Origin of the sequence: Rhodopseudomonas palustris BisB18, assembly GCF_000013745.1 — a bacterium.
Classification (GTDB): Bacteria; Pseudomonadota; Alphaproteobacteria; order Rhizobiales; family Xanthobacteraceae; genus Rhodopseudomonas_A; species Rhodopseudomonas_A palustris_F.
On record NC_007925.1, the window covers coordinates 3686474 to 3703456 of the forward strand.

General features: G+C 64.7%; 19 protein-coding genes and 1 tRNA gene. 7 read left to right on the forward strand and 13 right to left on the reverse strand.

What is annotated here, in order from left to right:
• Positions 1-204 precede the first annotated feature (204 nt).
• Positions 205-1971 (forward strand): serine hydrolase, encoded by a 1767-nt coding sequence (locus RPC_RS16700; protein ID WP_011473758.1) that lies wholly within the window; start codon positions 205-207, stop codon positions 1969-1971.
• Positions 1972-2225: 254 nt separating this feature from the next.
• Here RPC_RS16700 and RPC_RS16705 read toward each other — a convergent pair whose 3' ends face one another.
• The 3 genes from RPC_RS16705 to RPC_RS16715 all read right to left on the reverse strand — a co-directional run bounded on the left by RPC_RS16705 (position 2226) and on the right by RPC_RS16715 (position 4708).
• Positions 2226-2954 (reverse strand): DnaJ domain-containing protein, encoded by a 729-nt coding sequence (locus RPC_RS16705; protein WP_041802969.1) that lies wholly within the window; start codon positions 2952-2954, stop codon positions 2226-2228.
• 67 nt (positions 2955-3021) lie between these two features.
• Positions 3022-3765 carry a hypothetical protein gene (locus tag RPC_RS16710; RefSeq protein WP_011473760.1) on the reverse strand — a complete coding sequence of 248 codons (744 nt, stop codon included), beginning with the start codon at positions 3763-3765 and terminating at the stop codon, positions 3022-3024.
• 94 nt (positions 3766-3859) lie between these two features.
• Positions 3860-4708, reverse strand: a complete 849-nt coding sequence (locus RPC_RS16715) for an alpha/beta fold hydrolase (protein ID WP_011473761.1) — start codon at positions 4706-4708, stop codon at positions 3860-3862.
• Between the two features lie 435 nt (positions 4709-5143).
• Here RPC_RS16715 and panC point away from each other — a divergent pair, with 435 nt between their 5' ends.
• Positions 5144-5995, forward strand: a complete 852-nt coding sequence (gene panC, locus RPC_RS16720; RefSeq protein WP_041801964.1) for a pantoate--beta-alanine ligase — start codon at positions 5144-5146, stop codon at positions 5993-5995.
• Between the two features lie 61 nt (positions 5996-6056).
• Here panC and RPC_RS16725 read toward each other — a convergent pair whose 3' ends face one another.
• The 4 genes from RPC_RS16725 to RPC_RS16740 form a co-directional block, all read right to left on the reverse strand.
• Positions 6057-6494, reverse strand: a complete 438-nt coding sequence (locus tag RPC_RS16725) for a DUF1489 family protein (protein WP_011473763.1) — start codon at positions 6492-6494, stop codon at positions 6057-6059.
• 34 nt (positions 6495-6528) lie between these two features.
• Entirely contained in the window at positions 6529-7452 is a 924-nt protein-coding gene (locus RPC_RS16730) for a hypothetical protein (protein ID WP_011473764.1), read from the reverse strand.
• 151 nt (positions 7453-7603) lie between these two features.
• On the reverse strand, positions 7604-7795 hold the full coding sequence (locus tag RPC_RS16735) for a hypothetical protein (protein ID WP_011473765.1): 192 nt from the start codon (positions 7793-7795) through the stop codon (positions 7604-7606).
• A 254-nt stretch (positions 7796-8049) separates the two neighbouring features.
• Complete coding sequence (locus RPC_RS16740) at positions 8050-8706, reverse strand: glutathione S-transferase family protein (protein ID WP_011473766.1); 657 nt, start codon at positions 8704-8706, stop codon at positions 8050-8052.
• Between the two features lie 112 nt (positions 8707-8818).
• Between RPC_RS16740 and RPC_RS16745 the strand changes: the two genes are divergently transcribed.
• On the forward strand, positions 8819-9094 hold the full coding sequence (locus tag RPC_RS16745; RefSeq protein WP_011473767.1) for a DUF3253 domain-containing protein: 276 nt from the start codon (positions 8819-8821) through the stop codon (positions 9092-9094).
• A gap of 16 nt (positions 9095-9110) precedes the next feature.
• Here the strand turns inward: RPC_RS16745 and RPC_RS16750 are convergent, their stop codons facing one another.
• The 3 genes from RPC_RS16750 to mgtE all read right to left on the reverse strand — a co-directional run bounded on the left by RPC_RS16750 (position 9111) and on the right by mgtE (position 12298).
• Positions 9111-9905 carry a YdcF family protein gene (locus RPC_RS16750; RefSeq protein ID WP_011473768.1) on the reverse strand — a complete coding sequence of 265 codons (795 nt, stop codon included), beginning with the start codon at positions 9903-9905 and terminating at the stop codon, positions 9111-9113.
• A 53-nt stretch (positions 9906-9958) separates the two neighbouring features.
• Positions 9959-10777, reverse strand: a complete 819-nt coding sequence (locus tag RPC_RS16755; protein ID WP_011473769.1) for an aldo/keto reductase — start codon at positions 10775-10777, stop codon at positions 9959-9961.
• Positions 10778-10876: 99 nt separating this feature from the next.
• Positions 10877-12298: a magnesium transporter gene (mgtE, locus tag RPC_RS16760; RefSeq protein ID WP_011473770.1), complete on the reverse strand. Its 1422-nt coding sequence runs from the start codon at positions 12296-12298 to the stop codon at positions 10877-10879.
• Between the two features lie 165 nt (positions 12299-12463).
• On the opposite strand from mgtE, the gene RPC_RS16765 reads away from it, so the two are divergent.
• Together RPC_RS16765 and RPC_RS16770 are read left to right on the forward strand one after the other, a co-directional pair.
• The gene (locus RPC_RS16765; protein ID WP_011473771.1) at positions 12464-13234 is read left to right on the forward strand and encodes a polysaccharide deacetylase family protein; all 771 of its coding nucleotides are present in this window, start codon (positions 12464-12466) and stop codon (positions 13232-13234) included.
• A gap of 140 nt (positions 13235-13374) precedes the next feature.
• Positions 13375-14667, forward strand: a complete 1293-nt coding sequence (locus RPC_RS16770; protein ID WP_011473772.1) for a polysaccharide deacetylase family protein — start codon at positions 13375-13377, stop codon at positions 14665-14667.
• A gap of 13 nt (positions 14668-14680) precedes the next feature.
• Here RPC_RS16770 and RPC_RS16775 read toward each other — a convergent pair whose 3' ends face one another.
• Positions 14681-15055 (reverse strand): hypothetical protein, encoded by a 375-nt coding sequence (locus RPC_RS16775; RefSeq protein WP_011473773.1) that lies wholly within the window; start codon positions 15053-15055, stop codon positions 14681-14683.
• A 529-nt stretch (positions 15056-15584) separates the two neighbouring features.
• On the opposite strand from RPC_RS16775, the gene RPC_RS16780 reads away from it, so the two are divergent.
• Positions 15585-15827: a type II toxin-antitoxin system Phd/YefM family antitoxin gene (locus RPC_RS16780; RefSeq protein ID WP_041801966.1), complete on the forward strand. Its 243-nt coding sequence runs from the start codon at positions 15585-15587 to the stop codon at positions 15825-15827.
• A 5-nt stretch (positions 15828-15832) separates the two neighbouring features.
• Positions 15833-16273 (forward strand): type II toxin-antitoxin system VapC family toxin, encoded by a 441-nt coding sequence (locus tag RPC_RS16785; protein ID WP_011473776.1) that lies wholly within the window; start codon positions 15833-15835, stop codon positions 16271-16273.
• Positions 16274-16555: 282 nt separating this feature from the next.
• On the opposite strand, the gene RPC_RS16790 is transcribed toward RPC_RS16785, so the two are convergent.
• Both RPC_RS16790 and RPC_RS16795 read right to left on the reverse strand, forming a co-directional pair.
• Positions 16556-16640 (reverse strand) — tRNA-Leu (locus RPC_RS16790).
• Between the two features lie 99 nt (positions 16641-16739).
• On the reverse strand, positions 16740-16982 hold the full coding sequence (locus tag RPC_RS16795; protein ID WP_011473777.1) for a FliM/FliN family flagellar motor switch protein: 243 nt from the start codon (positions 16980-16982) through the stop codon (positions 16740-16742).
• Position 16983 lies beyond the last annotated feature (1 nt).

Consider the following 16983-nt stretch of genomic DNA (forward strand, 5'->3'; position numbering starts at 1 on the left):
GAAACTCAGCCAGCCTAACCTGCCCTTTGGAATGTCGCGTCGAGATGAATTGTCGCGTGTACACAACGAGTTATCCGGAAAATTGGGGCCGCTTCACCCAACCGGCCGACCGAACACGGCGCAACCCGCAGCACGGTCGGCGGGCGTCGGGCTTAATTTGGCCTCACGGACCGGTGATGTACTGAGAATCGGACGGGGACGTTTATGCATCGCAACACCTCAGTTTCGCGCGCCCTTCGGGTCTGCGTGCTCGGGCTGGCCACCGTCACCGCGGCCGTGATTTACACCACCGACTCCGCCGATGCCCGCCGTCACCGCTCTCGCCCTCATGTCCGGCATCACGTTGCGACGGAAAGCTACAATCCGGCCTTCGCGTCGATCATCGTCGACGGCAATTCCGGCGACATCCTCACCGCCAACAATCCCGATGGCCTGCGTCATCCAGCGTCGCTGACCAAGATCATGACGTTGTACTTGCTGTTCGAGCGTCTGGAATCCGGCAAGATGCAGCTCGACAGCGAAATGGACGTCTCCGAACACGCCTCGATTCAGGCTCCGACCAAGCTGGGACTGCGTCCTGGCCAGACCATCCGCGTCGAGGACGCGATCAAGGCGCTGGTCACGCGATCCGCCAACGACGCCGCCGTGGTGATTTCGGAAGCGATCGCCGGCGACGAAGGCGACTTCGCCAAGCTGATGACCAAGAAGGCGCGCTCGCTGGGCATGACGCGGACCGTGTACCGCAACGCCTCGGGCCTGCCCGACGACGACCAGGTCACCACCGCGCGCGATCAGGCCACGCTCGGCCGCGCCGTCCAAGAGCGCTTCCCGCGCTATTATCGGTTCTTCTCGACCAGCGTCTTCAACTATCGCGGCAACGCGATCCGCAATCATAACAGGTTGCTGGGAAGCGTCGAAGGCGTCGACGGCATCAAGACCGGCTACACCCGGGCTTCCGGCTTCAATCTCGTGACCTCGATGCACCGCGGCAACCGCCATCTGATCGGCGTGGTGCTGGGCGGCCGCAGCGGCGGCTCGCGCGACGCCATCATGCGCAACCTGCTCGCGGCGAATCTCGACAAGGCCTCGACCCGGCGCACCGTTACCGCCGTCGCCGAACGCAGCACGTCGGAGGCGAATGCCGAGGTGGCCGAGGACGAGTCGGACAATCGCCCGACCCGGACGGTCCAGGTTCAAGGCGGCATCCAAGCCCCGGTGCAAGTCGCGTCGGCCACCGCGGAGCCGGTTGCCACGCCGCGCCCCGCCGCTCCGATTGCCCGATCATTGATCCCGCCGGCACAGGCCGTGCAGAAGCCGGAAACCGGGCCGCTCAACAGCGGCGTCGTTCAGCAGCAACTCGCAGCGATCCCCGGTTCGAACGAGCCGATGAAGCCGGTGCGCGTGAAGACGGTCCAGGTCAAGGCCGGTGCCGTCAAGCTGGCCTCGGCCGGCTCGCCGCAGTCGGCGCCGCCGATCACCAATGCGATCCCGGCCCGCGCCGAAGTGGCCGAAACCTCTGGGTCGATGATCGCCAAGGCCGATACCATGCGCACGGAAACGGCGCGAATGATGCCGCCGCAGCCGCTCAATCACGGCACCGGGCAAGGCGTGCTTGGCGTGCTGCCGGCCTCGGGCACCTCCTCCTCGCAGGCCATGGCCTATGCCGAACCGTCGCGCGGCCAGCCGCTGGCTACGCAGCAGAACGGCACCGTCAAGCCGGCCGTACGGAGCGGCTGGATCGTTCAGGTCGGCGCGCTGGACAGCGAAAGCGAAGCCCGCCAGCGGCTCGAAGCCGCGCGCGAGCAGGCCCGCGGCACCCTCGCCAAGGCGGAGCCCTTCACCGAGACGGTCGCCAAGGGCGACAAGAAGCTGTATCGCGCCCGCTTCGCCGGATTGGATCGCGACCAGGCCGAAGCGGTCTGCCGCGCGCTGAAGCGCTCCGAGATTTCCTGCATCACCATCAAGAACTGACGACGCAAGAACCGACGACGCCGCGGCGTCGTCGCGGTGCAGCGTTGCTGGCTGCGTCGGCGCGGGCCTGAGCCGCGCGGCCGAGCGTCATGGTTGACGGCCGATAAAAAAATTCCGCTGAAAACCACTCATCAAGGATTGCCCGATACAACGGATGCGGATGGTCGACCATGCCGGCAAACGGCGGGCGGCCCCGGGGCGTTGAGCAGAGACCAGAGCAACTCGCAGTCGGTAGCGTATGTAGCGTGCTGGAGTTAGCTGCGATGAGTGCGAAGCAAAGTATCCTTGGCCGCGTTTACGCGGGCGGCAAGGTACGTCGACCCCCCTTGGTCGGGATGCAGTTTCTTCATGAGCGTACGGTGGGCTTGCCCGATTTCAGCTCGCCCCGCACCCGGCTTCAGGCCAAGGATCTGATAGGCCTCCTCGTCCGTCATTTTGCCGCTCGACGTCTCGCGGCTCTGCCCCCCTGCCCGCTCACCCTGCGCGTTCTGACGCCAAGCGGGAAACCGGCGGTCAAGATAGCTTTCAAGTAGCGCGCAGCTTTCGGCGTCCAACGCCGGGATCATCGCCGCCAGTTGCGGCAGATCGAACTCGTCGAGCGCGCGGCCGGCCTGCGGCCCGGCCAGAAACCGGCCGCTCAAGGCCCCGCTGTCGTGGTCCAGCATCATCTCGATGTATTGCGATACCACGCGCGAGGTCTGGCCGGCCGAGCGCTTTCCGCGCGAGCCGAACAGTGTCCCGAGATTGCCGAAGGCGCCGCTGCCGAATGGGGCCCAGCCGAGCAGCCCGGCGCCGAAGATCCCCAACGGGATCGCCACAGCCAACTCGCCCTTGATGCCGGTGAACGCCGCCACCGCCAGCGTCACCACGCCGCCGCCGATCTTGATGCCACGCGCCAGCACCGCCGGGTTGGCGGCCCGGAACATCTGCAACAGCGAATACAGCACTATGACGGCGACGACGCCGGCGATCAGCGTAGGCATGGCCTCCATATAGTGCGGCCTGACGAGAAATGCACCGCTCTCCGCAGCGGCCGCGGCGGGCTGCGGCTCACTTCATCTGGCCGAGCAGCCGGGCTGCGGCACCGGTCGATGTCGACAGCCGCTGCAAGGCCTCGCGGCCGCCGGCCGCATAGGCCGCGGCCGCCCGCAACAGTTCGCGCAATTGCCCCGCGGCACCCGGATCGAACCGGCACCAGGCCCCGCCGGTAAGCCTAGCGATCTGGCGGAAGGTCTGTTCGGCGGCGGGGTCGTGGCCTTCCTGGAACAGGAACACGGGCACTTGGAGCAGCCCCAACTCGCCGGCCTTGGCGCAAAGGTCGTCGGCCGACTCTTCCATCGCATCGCCGACGAACACCACGGCGCGCACGCCGGAGGCCACCGCATCGCGCCGAGCCTCCGAGAGCACCTTGCCGATCTGGGTGTTGCCGGCGCGGCAGTCGATCTTCGCCATCAATGTCGCGAGCTTTGCGGAATCCGAGATCCAACTGCTGGCGCGACACTCGTTGATGCCACGGTAATACACCAGCCGAATGTCCAGACTGCCGATCGCCGCGGCTTCGCGGAACATCTCCGCCTGCAGGCTGCAGGCCATGTCCCAGGTGGGTTGCCGGCTCATGGTGGCGTCGAGAGCGAACACCAGTCGGCCTTTGGCGCCGGCGGCGTGCGGCGACATCGCGCGCGCCTTGGCGACGAAGGCGGCGATCTCCTCGGATGGCGAAATCTTACTGTCCGGCAGCGAGCCGGTCGGCGAAACCGGCGGCGGCGAAGGAGGTTTCGTCGGTTGGCGTGTCATGGGGGCTCGCTGTTATGGCGAGCTTATGTGGACAGTGCGTGCCATGCGGTCAATGAGTCGACCAAGATGCGCCGCGATCACGCCCGCCCAGCGCTCAATGGCCGCGCCCATGGGCCGAGAGCGGCATGGCGTCCGCCCACGGCCCGGGCTGCTGCCGGGATTGCCCCGGCGCAACATCGCTGTCCTGTAGGAACTTGTCGAGCACGCCCTGGATCTTGGTTTTGACGCTGGCCGGACCGCGGTCGCTCATATCGCCGTGCTGAAAGCCGGTGTTGACCACCGTGATCCCGGCCCTCTGGCAGATTTCGGTGTCAGGAATGACGCCGGGATCCGGCTTGAACCCCGGGTCCTTGGAGCGGAACGACAGGATCTTGAACTTGCCGTCGATCATGAACGGCACTCGCAGATTGTCGAGCGTCACCACCTTGGTGACGCGATCCGGATTGGTCCTGGCGAAGTACATCGAAATGTCGCCGCCGTTGGAATGTCCGACCATGGTGAGGTGGTCGTAGTCCGAGTTCGGCTGCGTGGTCTTCAGCTGGTCGATCGCAAAATTGATATTGGCGATGCCGCGCTGATAGACAGGCAGACGGCCGACATAGGGTTCGCCGACGTTGGTCACCAGCGGCGCGTCGCTGGCGAGGTCGTGCTGAATGCTCACCGCCATGTAGCCGCGCGCGGCGAACAGATTGGCCAGGAAAGAGTATTCGGTGAATTTGACGGTGTTGCCGTGATTGAGGATCGCAACCGGCAACTTCAGCATTCCGGCGGCCGACTGCATTTCGCGATCGCGGCGCACCGCGATGTCGACCTGCACCGGCCTATTGCGCGCGGTGTCATAGAAAGTCAGGGTCTCGTGGCGGATCGCCCATTTGCTCGCGGTGAAATAGCCGGCGGCGAACAACACGCAAAGCAAACTCAGAATGGTAATTCCGCGCTTCATCTGCGATCCTCGATCGGCAGAAACGACTTGGCAGAAACGACTTGGTGGAAACCACTTGGCGGAAACCACTTGGCCAGTCTCGTCAGCCGATCGTTCTCAAGATCCATTATACCTTTTATACGCCGCCGACGACCGCCAAGAAGAACAAAGATTAGCTGCCCCGGCCCGATCATTGGGCAGGATGTGCAAATGGCAAATCATGCTCGCCAGACGCACCGACGCAAAGCTGATCGTGGCGCTGTGCAGCGAGCGCGAGCATAACTAACGCACCGGCCATCGAAAGTTGCGACAAGTCTCCGCAATCTTGCGCCGGATTTACGCAGCGCAACGCAGGTGCGATCTGAACTCATCATGAATCCGTCACGCGGCATTGGCAGTGCCGGGCCCAGGTTGTTAGAGTTGCCGTCCCGCCGCCACTGCACCGATCGAGTCGCAATGTCCCGTTCCCCTGTTATCGTCCGCACCCTGCCGGCCCTGCGCCGCGCGCTGGATACGCTTCGTGCCCGTAACGCCAGCCTGGCGTTGGTGCCCACCATGGGCGCGCTGCATGACGGCCACGTCTCGCTGGTCCGGCTGGCGAAGCGGCGCGCCAGCAAAGTTGCGGTGTCGATCTTCATCAACCCGGCGCAGTTCGCGCCGAACGAGGACTTTGCCGCCTACCCGCGGACCTGGAAGGCCGATCTCGCCCGACTCACCGCCGAGAAGGTCGATCTGATCTGGAATCCGGATGCCAAGACGATGTATCCGGCCGGTTTCGCCAGCAAGATCCTCACCGAAGGCCCGGCGCTGGCCGGGCTCGAGGACCGCTTCAGGCCGCAATTCTTCGGCGGCGTCACCACCGTGGTCGGCAAGCTGTTCGCCCAGGTCCGGCCGGATCTGGCGCTGTTCGGCGAGAAGGATTTTCAGCAGTTGCGGGTAGTGGCGCGGATGGCGCGCGACCTCGATCTCGGCGTCAAGGTGGTGGGCGCGCAGATCGTCCGCGAGCGCGACGGGCTCGCGATGTCGTCGCGCAACCGCTATCTGTCGCCGGAGCACCGCGAGAGCGCGACGGCGCTGTGCCGCGGCTTGAAGGAGGCGGCGAAACGGATCCGGGCCGGCGAGGCCATCGAGGCAGCCCTGGCGGGCAGCGCCGCGCTGATCACCGCGGCCGGATTCAAGATCGATTATCTCGAAGCCCGCCACGCCGAGACGCTGGCGCCGGTCGCCTCGCGCAAGGACGGCCCGATCCGGCTGCTGGTCGCCGCCACGATCGGCACCACCCGGCTGATCGACAACGTCGCGGTGTAGCGAGCGATGATCCGGCAAACCCCGATCGCGGTTTTCCAGCAGGAAATACTCAATTGAGAATCTACAGCAGCCCGAGATCGCGCAATTCGCGGCGCATCGGCTCCGGCATCGCGGCGATGCTGGCGGCGGCGCTGCCGAGGTCCGGCGGCACGTCGGTCGCGGCCAGATAGCGCCAGCCCTGGAACGGCCGCATCGGCCGCGGCGCCACCGCGATCACCTTGGGCTGCATGATCAGCCGGCAGCGCGCGATGCCGTCGCCGTCGCGGAACGGCTCGATCGCGACGATTTTCTCCCGCGCAGCGATTTCGCCGCGGATCACCCAATAGATCGAGCCGCCATCGAGCAGTTCGGCATCGCGCTTCGGCGTCATCCTGGTGACGTGGATATGCCGCGGCGGCAGGCCTTGCGCCTTGGCGAGCTTGGCCCGGGCCGAGACCCGGCTTTCAAAGTCCTTCACCGACTCACAGCCGACGGCGAGCTTGATGAGATGAAGCGGCATGGTCGCAGCGGATACTCCAGAACCGGGCGAATGGCTACTCTGTGGCGCCCTCAGCGGCAGGTGCGGGCTGCGTCGGTGCCAACTGAACCGGGGCCGTCGCGCGCGGTTTCGGCGCCGGCGGCTTCTTTGCCGCCGGCTGCGGCGGGCGCGCCAAAGCCTGGGCATTGGCGGCAGGCGCCGCCGGACGCGCCGAGGCTGACGGCTCCGGCGTCATGATGGTCACCGGCGGGATCGACGCCGAGGTGGGGAAGTCCGCGGTGGTCGGTTTGCCGGTCGGCAGCGACGGCGGCAGCGCGGCCAGCGCGGGAGAGTTCGCCGGCGCGTTCCAGGCCGCCGCGTAACGCAGCACCAGGCCCTCATAGACCCGCTCATCCATGTTGGCGGCGATCTGATTGTGGTCGGTCAGCGATGTATAGGCTGCGCACTCGTTGGCCTGGCAGCGATCGCGGGCCATCAGCACATAGGCGACCAGACCATAGCGGTCGCGTTCGAGCGAGCGCCGCAAGCGCTCCAAATCCGGAGTCATGACCTTGTTGGCCGCGGCGACGTCGCCCATTGCGGTCAGCCGTGCGATCCGGCTCGCGGTGGCGCCGACGGCGGCCGCGATGGTATCGGGCGAGCCGAACAACTGCTTCTCACACCCGGCCAGCACCGCTTCGCCGGCCAGTTCGTCGAGGCAGGCCAGAGCCGGCAACGCCGCGTTGGCGGTCTCCGGTGCATTCGCCGGCCGTGAGGAGCCTTCGCCGGGGCCGAAGCCGCGGATGGTGGTCGCCGCCGCGGTCCCGATCGCCAGCAGGGCGATCACCGCGAGCGCGGCGTTGGCCACCGATTTCTGGGCCCGCAGCAGCGTCACGAACAGAATGATCGCGAAACATCCGGCGGCTGCGATCGTCAGCCAGATCGGAAAGCTCGGCTGGCGCCACAGCTGATCGATCGAATTTGCCCAAGCCCAATTCATACGCGTTGTCCCCTGCACGTCGCGTCGACGAGAGTGCGGTCTTGCAGGTCAATTATGCGCAAGTTTTGGCGGCCAGAAACAAGACCGGCCGCATTCATGTGAAGAATGCGGCCGATGGTCCTGAAACGAGACGATTTTAGTTAAGACGAGATCAGCAGACGTCGAGTTGGCTTTCCTTGGCGACCCGCTCGAAGGCTTCGGTCGAACTCTTGATCCGATATTGGAAGTCGTCGCCCTCGGTGGGAAGCAACCGGATCACCTCGTAAATGCCGCTGGCAGCCGGGCGGGCCACATTACTGGCGGTAAAATACACATTTTCTCCGACGATAAACTTATGCTTCAACGATCCTCTCCATCACGCAACGAGAATGCCGGCCTGCCCCAGCCCCGCGGCAGTTCCGGCCGATAGCTTGGGTTGCATATAGCACGCAGGACGGCTTTTTGGCCAGTTGCATACCGGCATGGCAAATGCTCGGAATTTGCAGCCATTTCAGTATGATGGGTGTTTTTTATCAGGTCATATGGATTCCCTGGCGAAGCCGTGGCCGCGACCCCTTCGCAGCTCCGCCGAGCGGCGCTTTACCAAGCGTTAAACGTTCAATCCTGCTCGAACTTGTCGATCACCAGGGTCTCGGCACGCCCAGCTTCGGTCCACTGCCGAAATGCCGGAAGCGCGGTCATCGCCTCGACGTAGCTGCGCAGCTCGCCCGGCATGTCGATCGCATAGGTCAGAAAGCGATGCACCACCGGGGCATACATCGCATCGGCGGCGCTGAAAGCGCCGAACAGATACGGGCCGAGCTGGCCGTAGCGTTGCCGGCACTCCGACCAGATCTGTTGGATGCGCGCAATGTCGGCCTGCGCCGCCGCCGAGAGCGGCTTGGCGCCGACCGGCCGATGCAGGTTCATGCCGCATTCGTTGCGCAGCGCCGGAAAGCCCGAATGCATCTCCGCCGACACCGCCCTGGCATGGGCACGGCGGGCGCGGTCGTCCGGCCACAGCTGAGCTTGGGGAAATCGCTCCGCGGCGTATTCGATGATCGCCAGCGAATCCCACACCGTGATGTCGCCATCGACCAGCACCGGAACTTTGCCGGCCGGACTGACATCGAGAATTCGCTGCTTGTCGGCGGCGCCGGTGTAGAGCGGGATCACCACCTCGTCGAAGGCGATGTCGGTCGCCTTCAACGCCAGCCAGGGCCGCAGCGACCACGACGAATAGTTCTTGTTGCCGATCACCAGAATGAGCGCCATCACCGATCTCCTTGCGGCGCGCAATCTGCCACGCGATCCCCGACGCGATCAACCCGGCCCGGCAACCAAGGCAGCGCTTGCGGCGCGCGGCGCGATGCGCCACTGCAGGCGGATGACCTTGCAAGATTCGAAGTCCTCTCCCGCCCCGTCGCTCGACGATGCCATTCTGAAAGTGCTGGCGGACGCCGGCAGCGGCACGCTGAGCGCGCCGGAAATCGCCCATGCGCTGGCGCCCGACGGCGACTGGCACGGGCTATTGATGCCGATCCGCCGCAGCGCGGTGGCGCTGGCGCTGGCTGGCCGGCTGGTGATCTACCGCAAAGGCAAGCCCGCCGACCCGAGTGATTTCCGCGGCGTCTATCGGCTCGGCCTGCCCCGCCACGATTGAGCGCTGAGCGCTATGGCTACGGTCCCGGCATCAGTTGGCTGCTCCGCCCGGCCAACCGATAGGCGATCAGACCAACCCACTCGTGGACTGCGACGTCGGTCCGCGCCAACCCGGCGCTGAGCCTATCGAACGGCATCGCCGCATCAATCCAGCCGCGGGTGCGCCAATCGACCGGATAGGCCTCGACATCGAAGCCGACCGCACGGAACGCGGCGATCGACCGCGGCATGTGAAACGCCGAGGTCACCAGCAGCCAACGCTCGCCGGCGGCCGGTGTCACCAACGCCCGGGTGAAGGCGGCATTCTCCGCCGTGGTCCGCGAACGGTCTTCCAGAACGATGCGTTCGGGCGCGATCCCGAAGCTATGCAGCAACCGGCCGGCGATCGGCGCCTCGGCCACCGGCGCCTGCAACAGGTTGGCGCTGCCGCCGCTGAACACGATCCGCGCGTCGGGAAACCGCCGCGCCAACTGCAACATCACCACGATCCGCTCCGCCGACGCATCGAGTTCCAGCGCATTGCGCGCCGTCGAGACCTCGGCATCGATGGAGCCACCGAGAACGATCACGCCATCCGGCGCGCGGCCGTCTGCCTGCCAGGCCGGAAACCGCTCGGTGAGCGACAGCAGCAGCACATTGCCGAGCGGCGAAAACCCGGCGATCAGCAACAGCGCCAATCCCAGCGTCAGGATGCGCAGTCCGCCGCGGCGCCAGCGGGTCGGCAGCAGCACCGCGCCGAGCACGCAGATCATCACGATCGCGTTCGACGGCACCGCGAAGAATCCGACGATTTTGGAAGCCGTGAAGAACATCGTTCAGCCGACCCTGCTGCGACGAAACGGCCGCCGTGGCCGCTGGCGGTTGCTCAATCCCATTTCGGCGCAAAGCCGACATTGGTGAGCCGTCCCTTGGGGCTCGCCATCGCAAAGATTTCGCGCATCTCCTCCTCGCTCAGTTCGAAATCGAAAACCCCGATGTTTTCCGACAACCGTTCGATTTTCGAGGTGCGAGGGATCGCCACAATGTCCTGTTGCACGATCCAGCGCAGGCAAACCTGCGCCGCGGTCTTGCCGTAGCCGGAGCCGATCCGGATCAACGTCTCGGCGTTCTTGGCGCGGCCCTTGGCGATCGGGCTGTAGGCCACCACGGCCATGCCGTGATCGAGGCAGGCGTTGATCACCTTGGTCTGATCGAGATAGGGGTGATACTCGACTTGATTGCACACCAAAGGCTGCGTGCAAAGCGTGACCGCCTGTTCGATCAAAGCGACGGTGAAATTCGACACGCCGATGTGCTGGGCCAACCCGAGTTCCTTGGCCCGGGCGAGCCCACCCAGCGTCTCCGCCAGCGGCACATGCGAGTTCGGCCAGTGCAGCAGTAACAGATCGACATCGGACATCCGCAGCTTCGACAGGCTGTCCTTGGTCGAGCGCAACAGATCGTGCGGCGCAAAATGCGTAGTCCAGACTTTGGTGGTGACAAACACGTCGTCGCGGCGGACCCCGGAGGCGCGCAGGCCTTCGCCGACCTCGCGTTCGTTCTCATAGATCTGCGCGGTGTCGATGTGGCGATAGCCGAGCCGGAGCGCCTGCTCGACAACGCGCGAGCAGATCCGCCCGCTGAGTTCCCAGGTCCCAAGGCCGAGCACCGGGATCTTTGCGCCGTGGGCTTCAACGAATTGCATATCGCCAGTCCGTTCAGCCGAATGCGCCGCCGTTTGGCGGGGCCATGGATCATCGGCGATCTGCGTTAATGGCCGATGAAGGGCTTGCAGCATGGCACGCTAACTCAGGCCGAACCACAACGTGGCGATGCCGAGGAACGAGAAGAACCCGACTACGTCGGTGATGGTGGTGACGAAGGTGCCGGACGCCACCGCGGGGTCGGCGCGCACCCGCTCCAGCACCATCGGAATCAGGATGCCCCCCAAGGCGCCGGCCACCAGATTGCACAGCATGGCGAGCCCGATCACCACGCCGAGCCCGGGGATCTTGAACCAGGCCACCGCCGCGACTCCGGTGATGACGGCAAAGGCGATGCCGTTGACCAGACCGACCAGGGCCTCGCGCATCACGATGCGATAGGCATTGCTGGCGCCCAATTCGCGGGTCGCCAGCGCGCGTACCGCCACCGTCATGGTTTGGGTCGCGGCGTTGCCGCCCTGGCTCGCCACGATCGGCGCCAGCACCGCCAGCGCCACCATTTTCTCCAACTGCCCCTCGAACAGGCCGAGCACCGACGAGGCCAGAAACGCGGTGGCGAGATTGACCAGCAGCCAGTTGAAGCGACCGCGGGCAATGGTCCAGACGTTGTCGGACAGTTCTTCGTCGCGCGCGACGCCGCCCAGCGCCTTGATGTCTTCCTCGGCTTCTTCCTCGATGACGTCGACCACGTCGTCGATGGTGATGACGCCGACCAGACGGTTGTCGACGTCCACTACGGGAGCGGCGACCAGATTGTACTTGCCGAACAGCCGCGCCACCTCCTCCTGATCGTCGAGCACCGAGACCTTGCGGCGGTCCTCGTCGATCAGATCGGCCAGCGGCACCTGCCGGCCCGAGCGCAGCAACGCATCGAGCGCCACCGCGCCGTGCCAATGCTGGGCGGCGTCGACGGCGTAGATTTCGTAGAACCGCTCCGGCAGTTCGGGGGTTTCCCGCATGTGGTCGATCGCGTGGCCAACGGTCCAGTCGAGCGGCACCGCAATGAACTCGGTCTGCATCCGCCGGCCGGCGGAGTTTTCCGGATAGTCCAGGCTGCGTTCCAGCGCGTCGCGTTCCGCAGGCAGCAGCTTTTCGAGAATTTCGTCCTGATCCTCCTCGTCGAGCGCTTCCAGCAACTCGACGGCGTCGTCGGAATCCAGCTCGCGCACGCCTTCGGCGACGGTCTGCGGCTCGAGCTCCTCGAGGATTTCTTCGCGGACCGCGTCATCGACTTCGTTGAGTGCGGAGAAGTCGAAATCGGCGCCGGTCAGTTCGACCAGGCTGACGCGCTCGTCGGTCTCCAGCGCTTCAATCAGATCGCCGAGATCGGCCTCGTGCAACTCGGCGACGATTTCGCGCAGAAAGCCATCGTCCTTGGCCGCGATGGCGCGGGCGATTTCGGCGACAAACTCCGGACGGATATCGCCGTCCTGGTCGCGCATCGGCAGTCGCTCGAGCAACATGTCGGCGGCGGCACGGCCATCGTCAGCATTGTCGGCCATACCGCACCTCGCCATGTTGATCGGTTGCGGATCCTGCACGCCGTCAGGCGAAAATCGCAGTCCGATCGATCGCCCAAGAGTATTTGAGGCAATAGCCAATAGGCGATGCAAAGTGCAATGAAAAATGTACAACTGAGATCGAGAAAACCACCACTGGAGCCCGTCATGACCGCGTCACGACTGATCGCCATTGCCGCCCTGCTCGCGGGGGTGACGCCGGCCCAAGCGGCGGATTGTCCGCGCGCCGGAGCGCTCGGCACCTCGCGGGTTCTCAGCGTCGATGCGGTCACGACGCCACGCGTCGGACTGAAGAGCTTTCCGGAGACGTTGCCGCTGCAGGACAAGGAGGTGGTGCTGACGTTCGACGACGGCCCCGCCAACACCACCCCGCAGGTGCTGTCAGCGCTGAGCCACGAATGCGTTCAGGCCACCTTCTTCATGGTCGGGATCGGGGTTGCGGCACTGCCCAAGCTGGTGCGCAGGGTGGCGGCCGAGGGCCATAGTATCGGCACCCACACCTGGTCGCACAAGAACCTGAAGAACCTGAAGCCGGAGGAAGCGGCCGAAGAAATCGATCGCGGCATCGCCGCGGTCGAGACCGCGCTGCACGGCAAGGCGAGCCGCGTGCCGAGTACGCCGTTTTTCCGCTTCCCCTGGTTCGACTCCACGCCCGCACTGCTCGACCAGTTGCAGTCGCGGGGCATCGTGGTGTTCGGTGCGGACCTGTGGGCCAGCGACTGGAACCTGATGACCCCACAGCAGCAGCTCACATTGGTGACCGGACGGCTCGAAGCCGCGCGAAAGGGCATCATCCTGTTTCACGATCCGCGGGCGCAGACCGCCGCGATGCTGCCCGATTTCCTGCGCTATCTGCGCGAGAACCACTATCGCGTGGTCCACGTCGTGGCGAAGGCAGAACCCAACGTCACGCACTGAGCGCCGGGGCCGGCGCCGGGAGGCGGCTTTGCGGAGATGACGCACAAAACCTTGTGCGAAGTTCTTTGGTTAAGGCCTCGTTCATGGCGCCAACTGTAAGTTTCCGGCACAAGGCGGCGGGTCACGGATTGCGGTGTTTGATGTCGGGTAAAGGATCGGTCGGCCAGCGGGCCCGACACTGGGCAACGTTGTGCTTCGGCCTTGCGGCTGCGACCGGCTGCTTCGGGCTCAATTCGGCATCGGCCGGCGGTTGTCCCGGCAACCCCGATGCGCTCGGCACCTCCCGCACTTTGGTGGTCGATCCGCGCGAACATCCGCGCATCGGCACCATGCAATATGCCGAAACCTTGCCGCTGCAGGACCACGAGGTGGTGCTGACTTTCGACGACGGGCCGATTCCGCGTCACAGCAACGAGGTGTTGGAGATTCTGTCCGCGCAATGCGTCAAGGCGACGTTCTTCGTGGTCGGTCGAATGGCCCAGGAGCATCCTCAGGGCGTCCGCAAGCTGCGCGACGCCGGCCACACCATCGGCACCCACAGCCAGAACCACCCGCTGAGCATGAACCGGATGTCGCTGGAGCAGGCCAAGCAGGAGGTCGACGCCGGCATCGCCTCGACCGCCGCCGCGCTCGGCGACGACAAGGCGCTGGCGCCGTTCTTTCGGATCCCGGGGCTGCTACGGGCCGCAGCGGTGGAGGAATATCTCGCTTCGCAAGGCATCCAGACTTGGAGCGCGGATTTTCCAGCCGACGACTGGCGGCACATTTCGCCGGCCCAAGTCTACGACACGGCGATGCGCCGGCTCGAGGCCAAGGGCAAGGGCATCCTGCTGCTGCACGATATCCAGCAGCGGACCGCGGTCGCGCTGCCGCGTATCCTGCAGCAATTGAAGGCGCGCGGTTACCGGATCGTCCATGTGGTGCCGGCGACGGCGGAACGGCCGGCAACTCCGACCGAGCCTGGCCAATGGCGTTTGCATCCGATCACCGAGACGGTGGCCACCTCGCATTGGCCGAAGGTCCCGCACTTCGTATTTGCCAATGCGCAGATGCTGCCGGCCCCGGTGCTGTCGGAGTCCGATGTGCACGACGGCGGCCTGGTGGCGCCGGGCTCCAGCCGCCCGCGCCGTCTGGCGCGCGGCGCCGTGCCGCTGCCGGAAGCCGCGCCCTGGCCGCGGCACTGGCCGCTGCAGCCGACGAGTGCCTCGACCGATATGCCGGTCCCGGCCCGCGACGTCTTCCAGGTTCCTGAGAGCATTCATGCCGAGGTCAAAGCACTGAGCGCGTTGCGGCGTCACGCCGTTGCAATCGAACCCGCAGCCCCCGCCCCTGATGCGGTGGCGGAGGGCGGACTGCATCGGCGGCTCGATCTGCCCGCGCATCCCAGCGAGCTCACCAGCCAATCGCGGCGCGCCGAACCCGCGGCGCAATAAGCCCGGTGAGGTTTCAGTCGGTCACGATCTTCGTCACGCAAATCAGTACGATCAGCAGCAGGAACATCAGGTCGATATACGACTTCATTTCCCCGCTGCGGCGGATGGTAGAGACATCGGTGATGATCTGCCGGCGAAACAGCGATTCCTCAGGGCCGAGGCCGAGCATGCCGCCGAGCCGCCGGGCTTCTTTCTCCAGCCGCTCGATCCGGTGGAAGAAACTGAACGAGCGCAGCGCCGACACCGCGCGCATCGCCACATAGACGAGAATCATGAACGCCAGGATCGCGCGCTGCTGATACTTGTCCATCGCGTTCAGGCTGTAATAGGCGACCGCCAACAGCACGAAGTTGGAAACGAAGCGGTTCACATAGCTGAGGAAGGTCATGGATCTTACAATCGTTGAAGCGGCGGCAGATCGACGTTAAGCAGGTGAAGGTATCCGAGGCATCAGACGCCAGCGAGGGGCAACCCCCGCGCAGTTCAGCCCAGACCACGGCTGCAATCTTCGCCATTCGGATGAAATATCCGTTATGCGGGCCGGATCGTTTGTCCCCGTTCCGGACCGCGTGTCAACATTCCATAGCGCGATTTCGTGACGATTTTGCCGAGCCGAAAGCGCAACGTTGCGTCGTGCGGGGCTGCCGAACCCGGCGACCTGAACCGAGGCCGCAACGCATGAAAAAAGTGATCGAGCTGCCGGTGCGCTCGGAGGGCGGTCTTATTCGTTACGATTTCAATGGCCTATTCGAGTGCAGCGAACGGTAAGGGGCCAGTCAAACCCAAGCGGTGCTTTTCAGTTTGGATCCTCTTAGAAGTAGGCGCCCCCGTGTGCACCAAACGAGGTGACTCCAGGTTGATTTTCGCAACAAGACCGCTATATGACTACTGTAGTCATATGCAGTTGGGTTGTCACTATGCGGGAAATTCAGCTCCGGGACGCGAAGTCTGGCTTATCGGCACTGGTCGATGATGCCGTGGGCGGCGAGCCGGCCATCATCACCCGACACGGCAAACGCGAGGCCGTGCTTCTGAGCTATCAGGAATGGGAGCGGCTTTCGCAGGTCCCCTCCTTCGGCCGCCTGCTGATGGCTGCACCACTCTCGCCGGACGATCTGCCACCACGCGATACCATGCCGCTGCGTCAAACCGAGTTTTAATCGCCTTGTATCTGGTGGACACCAACGTGATCTCGGCCGGAGCGCCGTCGAGAGCAGCGCCAGCAGCGCTGATCGCGTGGATGGATCACCATTCGCCGCAGCTTTATATTTCGGCGGTCACGGTCGCGGAAATCGGCGACGGCATCGCCAAGGCGCGGCGCGAGGGCGCGACCCGTAAGGCGTCCGACCTCGACGCTTGGCTTGACACTCTGCTGCATCTCTATAGCGAGCGCGTTCTAACCTTCGACGCCGCAACGGCTCGCGTGGCGGGAATGTTGTCCGATCGCGCGCGCGGAAAAGGGCAAGCGCCCGGCTTCGCCGACATCATCATCGCCGCGACGGCGCTCCAGCACGGATTGACGGTTCTATCGCGCAATCTGAAGCATTTCGAGCCGCTTGGCGTGCCCACCCTCGATCCCTTCGCAACTCTGCCTACGCCGCGATAGACGCGCCGTTGGCGAACGAGCACTGTGGCGAGGAGATCGCTGATGCCCGCCTCGCGGCGGGGCATTCGTCAAACAGATACGAGTCCGCCGATTTCTACGATGGGCTACGCCACTGCTCTCTCGTGAGGAGATGGTCGTTTCCGCAGGGCATTACTTCAAATAAAAATGCAACGATCAGAGATCAAAAGAGGAAGGTGACATGGGAAGAATATAGCTCGGGATGGGTAACAATGTGGGAGCCATGGAAACGCGAGAAACCTTCGCATCAATGACTTATGCCTGTGGTGCGCTCGGAGGGACTCGAACCCCCACGATTTTACTCACTGCCACCTCAAGGCAGCGCGTCTACCAATTCCGCCACGAGCGCTTTATCTCGATCCGAATCTCGGTCGACGGCTCGCGCCAGACCGGATCAACGGCGCCCATGTAACAAATCAATCTTGATGCGACAAGGGCCCGCGGTGACTTACCTTCGATCCGGGGATCGCGGCAACATTCGCTTGACTTCGACCGCAATGCGGTTGCGATCCACCAGCACCATGCCGCTGGCGATCGGCATGTTGTTGGCGAGGATCTTGACCTCGTCGGCCTCGGTGGCGTCCAGCTCGATGATGGCGCCGCGGGACAGCCGCAGCACCTGATGAATCGGCATGGAGGTGGTTCCGAGGACCACCATCAGATCGACGGAGACTTTATCGAGTGTCGGCACT

Coding starts and splice junctions, on each gene's coding strand:
- RPC_RS16700 (WP_011473758.1), top strand. CDS start 205: ATGCATCGCAACACCTCAGTTTCGCGCGCCCTTCGGGTCTGCGTGCTC.
- RPC_RS16705 (WP_041802969.1), bottom strand. CDS start 2,954: ATGCCTACGCTGATCGCCGGCGTCGTCGCCGTCATAGTGCTGTATTCG.
- RPC_RS16710 (WP_011473760.1), bottom strand. CDS start 3,765: ATGACACGCCAACCGACGAAACCTCCTTCGCCGCCGCCGGTTTCGCCG.
- RPC_RS16715 (WP_011473761.1), bottom strand. CDS start 4,708: ATGAAGCGCGGAATTACCATTCTGAGTTTGCTTTGCGTGTTGTTCGCC.
- panC (WP_041801964.1), top strand. CDS start 5,144: ATGTCCCGTTCCCCTGTTATCGTCCGCACCCTGCCGGCCCTGCGCCGC.
- RPC_RS16725 (WP_011473763.1), bottom strand. CDS start 6,494: ATGCCGCTTCATCTCATCAAGCTCGCCGTCGGCTGTGAGTCGGTGAAG.
- RPC_RS16730 (WP_011473764.1), bottom strand. CDS start 7,452: ATGAATTGGGCTTGGGCAAATTCGATCGATCAGCTGTGGCGCCAGCCG.
- RPC_RS16740 (WP_011473766.1), bottom strand. CDS start 8,706: ATGGCGCTCATTCTGGTGATCGGCAACAAGAACTATTCGTCGTGGTCG.
- RPC_RS16745 (WP_011473767.1), top strand. CDS start 8,819: ATGACCTTGCAAGATTCGAAGTCCTCTCCCGCCCCGTCGCTCGACGAT.
- RPC_RS16750 (WP_011473768.1), bottom strand. CDS start 9,905: ATGTTCTTCACGGCTTCCAAAATCGTCGGATTCTTCGCGGTGCCGTCG.
- RPC_RS16755 (WP_011473769.1), bottom strand. CDS start 10,777: ATGCAATTCGTTGAAGCCCACGGCGCAAAGATCCCGGTGCTCGGCCTT.
- mgtE (WP_011473770.1), bottom strand. CDS start 12,298: ATGGCCGACAATGCTGACGATGGCCGTGCCGCCGCCGACATGTTGCTC.
- RPC_RS16765 (WP_011473771.1), top strand. CDS start 12,464: ATGACCGCGTCACGACTGATCGCCATTGCCGCCCTGCTCGCGGGGGTG.
- RPC_RS16770 (WP_011473772.1), top strand. CDS start 13,375: ATGTCGGGTAAAGGATCGGTCGGCCAGCGGGCCCGACACTGGGCAACG.
- RPC_RS16775 (WP_011473773.1), bottom strand. CDS start 15,055: ATGACCTTCCTCAGCTATGTGAACCGCTTCGTTTCCAACTTCGTGCTG.
- RPC_RS16780 (WP_041801966.1), top strand. CDS start 15,585: ATGCGGGAAATTCAGCTCCGGGACGCGAAGTCTGGCTTATCGGCACTG.